6 protein-coding genes are annotated in these 8,038 nt (G+C 27.7%); all 6 read left to right on the top strand.

The genetic code is table 11. The features are described from left to right. Positions 1-1,798, top strand: a 1,798-nt coding sequence (locus CRU95_RS16660; RefSeq protein ID WP_258238728.1) for a flagellar hook-length control protein FliK, incomplete at its 5' end; no start/stop codon positions are given. Further along, positions 1,798-2,547, top strand: coding sequence for a flagellar biosynthetic protein FliR (locus CRU95_RS13985; RefSeq protein WP_129101738.1), 750 nt, complete (start codon positions 1,798-1,800; stop codon positions 2,545-2,547). The genes CRU95_RS16660 and CRU95_RS13985, both read left to right, overlap by 1 nt. Before the next feature lie 12 nt (positions 2,548-2,559). Beyond that, positions 2,560-3,612 carry a flagellar biosynthesis protein FlhB gene (gene flhB, locus CRU95_RS13980; protein ID WP_129101737.1) on the top strand — a complete coding sequence of 351 codons (1,053 nt, stop codon included), beginning with the start codon at positions 2,560-2,562 and terminating at the stop codon, positions 3,610-3,612. Between the two features lie 3 nt (positions 3,613-3,615). Continuing rightward, entirely contained in the window at positions 3,616-5,610 is a 1,995-nt protein-coding gene (locus CRU95_RS13975) for a tol-pal system YbgF family protein (protein WP_129101736.1), read from the top strand. 1 nt (position 5,611) lies between these two features. Then, entirely contained in the window at positions 5,612-6,919 is a 1,308-nt protein-coding gene (gene fliI / locus CRU95_RS13970) for a flagellar protein export ATPase FliI (RefSeq protein WP_129101735.1), read from the top strand. Then, complete coding sequence (gene flgL / locus CRU95_RS13965; RefSeq protein WP_129101734.1) at positions 6,916-8,034, top strand: flagellar hook-associated protein FlgL; 1,119 nt, start codon at positions 6,916-6,918, stop codon at positions 8,032-8,034. Before fliI ends, flgL begins: the two co-directional genes overlap by 4 nt. Positions 8,035-8,038: the final 4 nt, after the last annotated feature.

The following is an 8,038-nucleotide window of genomic DNA, read 5'->3' as shown; positions in this document are numbered from 1 at the left end:
AAAAACTGATGCAAAAACAACTTCTTTGATGGATAGATTAATCCAAGAAACAAAATCAAATGTAAAAGAAGTAAAAAAAGATACAAATACAGACAAAATAGAAAAAACTGATGCTACAAAAAGTGAAGCTAAAACTGAGACAAAAGTAGATACAACAAAAACTGATGCAAAAACAACTTCTTTGATGGATAGATTAATCCAAGAAACAAAATCAAATGTAAAAGAAGTAAAAAAAGATACAAATACAGAGAAAACAGAAAAAACTGATGCTACAAAAAGTGAAGCTAAAACTGAAACAAAAGTAGATACAACAAAAACTGATGCAAAAACAACTTCTTTAATGAATAATTTAACACAAGAAATAAGTACAAATAATGTAGAAGTAAAAAAAGACTCTATTTCTCAAAAGAAAGAAAAAGTAGATACTCTAAAAAATGAAGTAAAGAATGCTTCAACTAATATTGATGTAAAAATAGATTTGAAGAGTGAAAACAAAACAGAGAATATTACAAAAAATATTCAAAGTGATTTAAATAATTTGTCAAATAAAAAAGTTGAAAAAGAGTTTGTTAATGAAAAAATTGTTAATGTTAATACAGATGCTAAAGATCAAAAAGGTCTAAATATAAATAAATCATTATCAAGTGAAAAAATTGATAAACAAGTAGTAACGAATATTGAAGAAAAATTTAAACCAACTTTAGAAAGTGATAGTTTAAAAAATATAAATAAAGAAGTCAAAAATGAAAAAGTTTCAAATGATTTATCTAAGTTAAATAGCGAACCTAAAAATGAAAAAAATATCTTAACTAGTGAAAAAATATTATCTTCTGAAGATAAAGATATAAAAAAAGAATCTTTAATTGACAAACTCTTGAAGGAGAATGATTCAAAAAAAGAGACTATTCCAACGCAACAATTGATAAAACCTACAGCGAGTAATTCAAGTGAATTGTCTAAGTCAAAAAATGATTTATTAACTAATATTTATATGAGTACGCAGAAAAAATCTGTAGATGTAAAAAAACTTGAAACAAAACATGAAGGTGTAGAAATCGCAAAAAATGCAACCACTACAAAAGAAGTTGAACAAAGTGCAAAAGTATTGAATTTAGGTTTGGAAAAAGTTGAAGTAAAAATAGAAAAAAGTATAGAACCACAAAATGAAACTAAATTATCATCAACTTTTGAACGATTATCAATGATTAAAAATGGAACAAGTGACTCAAAAGATTCAAAAGACTCTTCTGAAGAGAAATTTAAAGATGAAAAAGGAAGTTTTTTAATACAAAATAAAAAACTTGATGATAAATTATTTGATTCGAAGTTAGTTAATTTAACTGTTAGTTCAGCTGCTGCTCAAACAATACAAAATAGAATTATAGGTGCAAGACAACACATGTCTACTATGATGTCAGATTTAGCTAGAGTAATGTATGAAAACTATAATCCACCTGTAACTGCATTTAGGGTAAATTTAAATCCTTCTGCTTTAGGAAATATTGCTATTCTTATTAGAGGTGATGCTAAAAATAATTCCTTATCAATTAGTATGAAGTCAAGTAATAATTCAACTAAAGAAAACTTAGTTGAAAATCAATCAATGCTAAAAGATAGTTTATTTAAAAGTTTTGCTGGTGGTGCTACATCTTTTGATTTAGATTTTGGTAGTTATGAAGGTGATAATACTCCTTCTGAAAATCCAAATATGAATCAAAATAAAGAATTTTCAAGTGAAACTATAAGTGTAAATAACAAAATAGAAGAGACTGAAGTAAAAGATAGTAAATACATGTAATGGAAGCATTATTATCTTTACTTAATGAAAGTACGGTAATAAATTTTTTATTACTTTTTGCTAGAATTTTAGCTTTTATGGCTTTTATGCCAATATTTGGACATAAAGTTGTAAATGTTAGAATGAGAGCAGCTTTATCTTTTTATGTAACACTTTTTTTGTTTCCTATGCTTGAGATTGAGTCTCAAGTTACTTCAAGTGGATTTTTAATTGCCATACTTTCAGAAGCAACTTTAGGATTAATTGCATCTATGCTTGTAAATATTATATTTAATGCTGTAAAAATGATTGGTGAGTTTGTTGGTTATGCAACTGCTCTTTCAATGGCTAGTTTTTTTGATCCCGCTTCTGGTACAAATGAAGGTATTCTAGCAAGGTTAATGTTCTACATTAGTCTTGCAGTATTTTTTGAATCTGGAATGTATGAAATGACTTTTTCAATTTTAGCAAAAAGTTTTACAATAGTTCACTTAGGTGCATTTGATATTTATTCATATGATGGAATAAAATTACTTATTGATGAGATTAATAGAATGTTTGCTTTTACTTTTGCTTTTGCCTTTCCTTTATTTTTTATAGGTTTTGTAATTGATATTTATTATGCCTATGGTACAAAATCTATGCCAGCATTTTCACCTTTTGTTATTACTTTTCAGTTAAAATTTGCTTTAATTATGATATTTATTATGATGGGTATGGAAGTTTTCACTGAAGCTTTTACTAATTATTTTATTACAAAATTTCAATAGGGAGGGTTTATTATGGCTGAAGAACTAGATAAGACAGAAGAACCCACCGCCAAGAAATTAGAAAAAGCAAGAGGTGAAGGAAATGTTCCTAAATCAGGTGAAGTTGTAGGTGCTGCTATTCTTCTTTTTGGAACTGTATATATGCTTTTTTGGAGTACATACACTTATGACTCTATAAAAAAACTCATGATTTATATTTTTAATCAGATTGGGCAAGAATTAACTTCTTCTGATTATTATAATATTACAAATACTATTATTACTACAATATTTTATTCTTTAGCTCCATTTTTTTTAGTGGTGATTTTATTGGCTATTATTTTAAATATAGTTCAATTTGGATTTTTAATCAATCCAATAAAACTAAAGTTTGAGAAATTAAATCCTGTGAGTGGATTAAAAGGTCTATTTTCTCTAAAAAAATTATTAGAAGCTACAAAATTATTAGCTAAATTGACCTTAATTGTTTTTGTTATGACTATCTTGTTTGGGCTTACTTATAAAGCCTTTTTAGCAATGATGGATAAGGACATTACTTCTTCTTTAGATGCAATGTTTACACTTTTATTATATTTTGTTGGAGCTATATTATTTATAGTAATATTATTTGCTATAATAGATTATTTTTTTACTAGGCATTACTATTTTAAATCTCTCAAAATGAGTAAACAAGAGGTTTCAGATGAGCATAAAAATATGGAAGGGGATCCTAAGGTTAAAGCTAAAATAAAAGGGATTCAATATAAATTGCATTACGAAAGAATGAGAGCAAGTGCAAAAGATGCAGATGTTGTTATTACAAACCCTACACATTATTCTGTAGCTTTACAATATGATAGCACTGTAAATTCTGCACCTAAAATTGTAGCAAAAGGGATTGATTTTTTGGCCTTGAAAATTAGAGATGTTGCAAAAGAAAATAAAATCCCAATTATTGAAAATCCTGCTTTGGCAAGGGCGTTGTATGATCAAATCCAAATTGATCAAGAAATACCTGGAGAATTTTATCAAGCCATGGCCGAGGTATTTTCTTATGTGTATGAATTAAATAAAAATAAAAGGTAAGTTTTGAAATTTTTAATAATACTGTTTTTACTATTTACTATTTCAAGTGCAAAAGTAGATTTTTATTATAGTTTTATAGACCCATCAGGAACACAAATCTCAGAGAAAAGAAAAAATGATATTAAAGATGGATTTGAATTACTGAAACAAATAAAAAAATTAGCTAAAAATGGAAAAGTCGATGAAGCTTTTGCTGAAATTGAAAGTTTTAAAGCAACAAATAAAATTGAGATCTTAAATTCAGATATTCTACTTACTTATTCAGAAATTGCTCTTAAAAAAGCTAGTAAGAGAATTATCTCTGAGGCTTCTAATGAGTTAGAATTAGCTATAAATACAAGTCAAATAAATGAGGATGATTTGTCAAAAGCATATATGTTGATGGTTGATTTTAAATTAGAAACAAATAGAGTAAAAGAAGCAAAATATTTTGCTGAGATTATTATAAATAACTTCTCAGATAAAATTACAAATGCCTATGGACAAATTTATTTAGCTAAGGTCTATAAACATACAAAATCCTACTCAAAAGCGATTAAAACTTTATATAATATTTTAGTAAATACAACTGATGTTTTGGTTGCGACTATTGTTGCGGATGAGTTATTTGACATTTATATCTTAGATGATCAAAAAGAAAAAGCTTATGAACTTATATCAAAAGTTTTGAGTAAAAATATTGATTATTATTCAGAAGACTCATATGTTGCGTTAAGAAAAGTTGATAAATTAGTTGATGCTAATATGCCAGAATTTGCGGTTGAAATATTAAAAGAGCTTTTAAATCGGGCAAAACAAGAAGAATTTATAGAAGAATTTAAGTTCAAATTAGCAAATGTTTATATGGAAATGTATGATGGAACAAACTATTATTTATATAAAGCAAAAGAATTATATAAAGATATTTTAACTGATTATCCAAATGGTTTATATGCTAATGATGCAAAAATGTATATTGACGAGATATTAATGAGAGAAGGGAATATTACGCCCCAGTTGATTGTCTCAAAATATCCAAATTCAGAGGCTATGAAACAAAAAGCATTGCTTCAAGAGTTATTGAATTTTAAAAAAGAAAAAAAATATGAGTTTATTTTAAAATCAAAAAGAGTTTATGGTAAAATTGCAGATACAATTACAAAAAGATTTGCATATAAAAATGTTGGTGAAATTTTTGATGAAGTTAATGTTGATTTAATAAAACAATATTTAAAAAATGATCAGTGTTTTTTAATGAATAAAGCCCTTAAAACTTCTCGAAAAGAGACATTAGAACTTCTAATTAAAGATAAAGATGTAAAATATAATTTTTTTGAATGTTTAATTGAGGTTCCTTATGAAAGAGCATATGATCTTTTAAAAGAGACTTTTAATACAAGTCGTGATGCAACATTATATTTGTATTTAGAAAGAATGGCTTACTCTTTAGACTTAATAGACGATGCTATGGATTTTTCTTCGAAAGTTGAAATGGTAAATAATAAAGATGTTTTAGAGAAAGAATTTTTATATAGATTTTTAGTTTATAGTGCCAAAAAAGACTCAATTGCAATGGAAAAATTCTTCTATTATGCAAGTAGATTTCCTGAATTTATAACAAAAAATGAGAATAATCCACTTATTATAGATTTTTATTACCAATATTATTTATATTTAATTGGAAAAAATAAAGAAGATGAAGCAGAAAAAATTTTAAATGAACTTTATTCTAAACAAAAAGAGTTTAAAGCATATGTTTATTCTCCTTTTGTTGATATTGAATTAGCGATGATAGAAAAAAAGAAAAACAATATTTCAAAAGCAATAGTATATTTAACAGATGCTATTAAAAATACAAGAAATATGCAAGCAAATGATCAAGCAAGAGTTGATTATGAATTAATTAGGTTATATGATAGTATAGGTTTAAGTGATTTGAAAAATGAATTTATAACAAAGTGTAAAGATATTAAAAATACGAAAGATTCTTTATATAAAGCTATGTGCGATAAGATGTAGAATGACAGATTTAGATAAGTTTATAGATAATATTGATAAAAATAATTTAATAATTCCTTTTGGAAGAATTACTCACATAAGTTCCACTACAATAAAAGCAGTAGGAATAGAAGTTGCTGTTGGAGATATTGTAAAAATAGAGTCTGAGCAACACTTATATACTGTTTTGGGAATGACTGCTTCTGTCGAAAGTGATGGGTTTAAAATAGTACCTTTTTCTTTTATTGAGGGTTTTAGAATTAATGATAAGGTTTTTTTACAAAAAGATGGACTAACCGTAAAAAGTGGATATGGATTATTAGGAAGAGTTGTAAATGCCTTAGGTGAACCTATTGATAAAAAAGGTAAAGTAAAGGATTTAGAACAAAATTCTGCAATAAATAAATTATCAATTCCTGCTTTAGAAAGGGGAATTATTGATGAAAGGTTTTCAACAGGAGTTAAAGCAATAGATTCAATGCTAACATCTGGGAAAGGTCAAAAAGTAGGTATATTTGCTGGAAGTGGTGTTGGTAAATCTACTTTGATGGGGATGATTGTAAAAGGATGTGAAGCACAAATAAAAGTTGTGGCACTAATAGGTGAAAGGGGAAGGGAAATACCTGAGTTTATTCACTATAATTTAAATAATAATTTAGAAAATACAATAATTATTGCTGCAACCTCTGATGAATCTGCTTTAATGAGAAAGTATGGTGCTTTTACAGCTATGGCAATTGCTGAATTTTTTAGGGATAAAGGGCATGATGTTTTACTTATGATGGATTCAGTTACAAGGTTTGCAATGGCACAACGAGAAATAGGACTTAGTATTGGAGAACCACCTGTGAGTAGGGGATATCCACCTTCTGTTTTTGCTCTTTTGCCCCAATTGATGGAGAGAGCTGGAAATACACAATTAGGTTCTATAACCGCATTTTTTACTGTATTAGTTGATGGTGATGATATGAATGACCCAATCGCAGATCAAAGTAGATCAATTCTTGATGGACATATAGTTTTAACAAGAGAATTAACAGAACAAGGTCAATATCCTCCTATAGATTTACTTAAATCTGCATCAAGAGTAATGGATAAAGTAGTTAGTCCTGAACATTATAATGGATTTTTAAAGTTAAAAAGAGTATTATCACTAATAAAAGAGAACGAAATATTAATTCGTGTTGGTGCTTACAAGCAAGGTATGGATAAAGAATTGGATGATGCGTTAGCAAAAAGAGAGAAGATAAAAAGCTTTCTTTTTCAAGGAACAGTTGAAAAACATGACTTTAACCAGATTTTTAACCAATTTATGGAGGTGATTAAATGATTAATACAGACAGATCAACCCTATACAGATTAGATATACTGAATCAACAACAATTAAGAGTTAATTATCAACAAAGTACAAAAAAGAAAATTGATGATGGGAGTGATGATTCGGTTGTTTATTCTCAGCAATTGTTTTTAGAAGATAAACTTAATGTTTATGGTGGATTGAAAACTCAAATTAACAATACTACAGCACAAAATGATGTATCAGATTCAACTCTTGCATCAATAAAAGATTTATTAGATACCATTAAACAAGAGATTATAAAGGGTCGAAATGATACAAATGATGACATTTCGAGAAAATCTATTGCAACACAAATCGAAGGGGCAAAAGAGAACTTATACACTATGGTTAATGAAAGAGTTCAAGATGAATATATATTCTCTGGTTCTGAGACTAATAAGCAAGCTTTTACACAAGATGCAAATGGAAAAGTTTCATATAATGGTAACACAACTTTAAGAAAAAGTGCTGTTGAAGTAGACTCTTATAGAGATAGAGGAGTTACAGGATTAGATATTATGTCATATACTACAACAGCTGGAGTTTCTGGACAACCTTTAAGTTTTGAAGAGGGTGAAAGAATAATTGATGAGAATGGTAGAGAGTGGAAATTAAATGCAGCACAGACTGTTCTTGTCGAGTATGATGAAGATGGTAAATCAACTAAAAACTTTATTGAAGTAACGACAACAGGGGAATCACCTGATAAGGTACATGAAATAGCTGAACTTCCTAAAAATGAAGATGGTAGTGAAAAAACTTTTACTGCAAAACATAATACTTTTGATGCTATTGATGATGCTATAGCAGCTTTAAAAAGTAATGATGGTGATGCTATGTCTAAGGCTTTAGATGATATAAATAAGGCATGGAATGCTGCAAATACTGCACATGGAGAATTAGGTGCAAGAAATGCGACATTTGAAGCGGCAGAAGAAAGAATAAGTACCAAGGTTACTCATTTTGATGTTTTAGCAATCCAAAATAATGACGCAGATTTGACTAAAGTAGCAATTGAGTCACAACAGTTACAGTTAATTTATACATCACTTTATTCTAGCATTAGCAAGGCAAGCAAATTATCTTTAGTTAACTATTTAAGTTAATAAA

The organism is Arcobacter sp. F2176, from assembly GCF_004116465.1.
In the GTDB taxonomy this organism is placed as follows: Bacteria; Campylobacterota; Campylobacteria; order Campylobacterales; family Arcobacteraceae; genus Arcobacter; species Arcobacter siniprincipis.
Note: the sequence above shows the minus strand (reverse complement) of the source record. Positions and strands in the feature narration are given on the sequence as shown.

Coding starts and splice junctions, on each gene's coding strand:
- flhB (WP_129101737.1), top strand. CDS start 2,560: ATGGCTGAAGAACTAGATAAGACAGAAGAACCCACCGCCAAGAAATTA.
- CRU95_RS13985 (WP_129101738.1), top strand. CDS start 1,798: ATGGAAGCATTATTATCTTTACTTAATGAAAGTACGGTAATAAATTTT.
- flgL (WP_129101734.1), top strand. CDS start 6,916: ATGATTAATACAGACAGATCAACCCTATACAGATTAGATATACTGAAT.
- fliI (WP_129101735.1), top strand. CDS start 5,612: ATGACAGATTTAGATAAGTTTATAGATAATATTGATAAAAATAATTTA.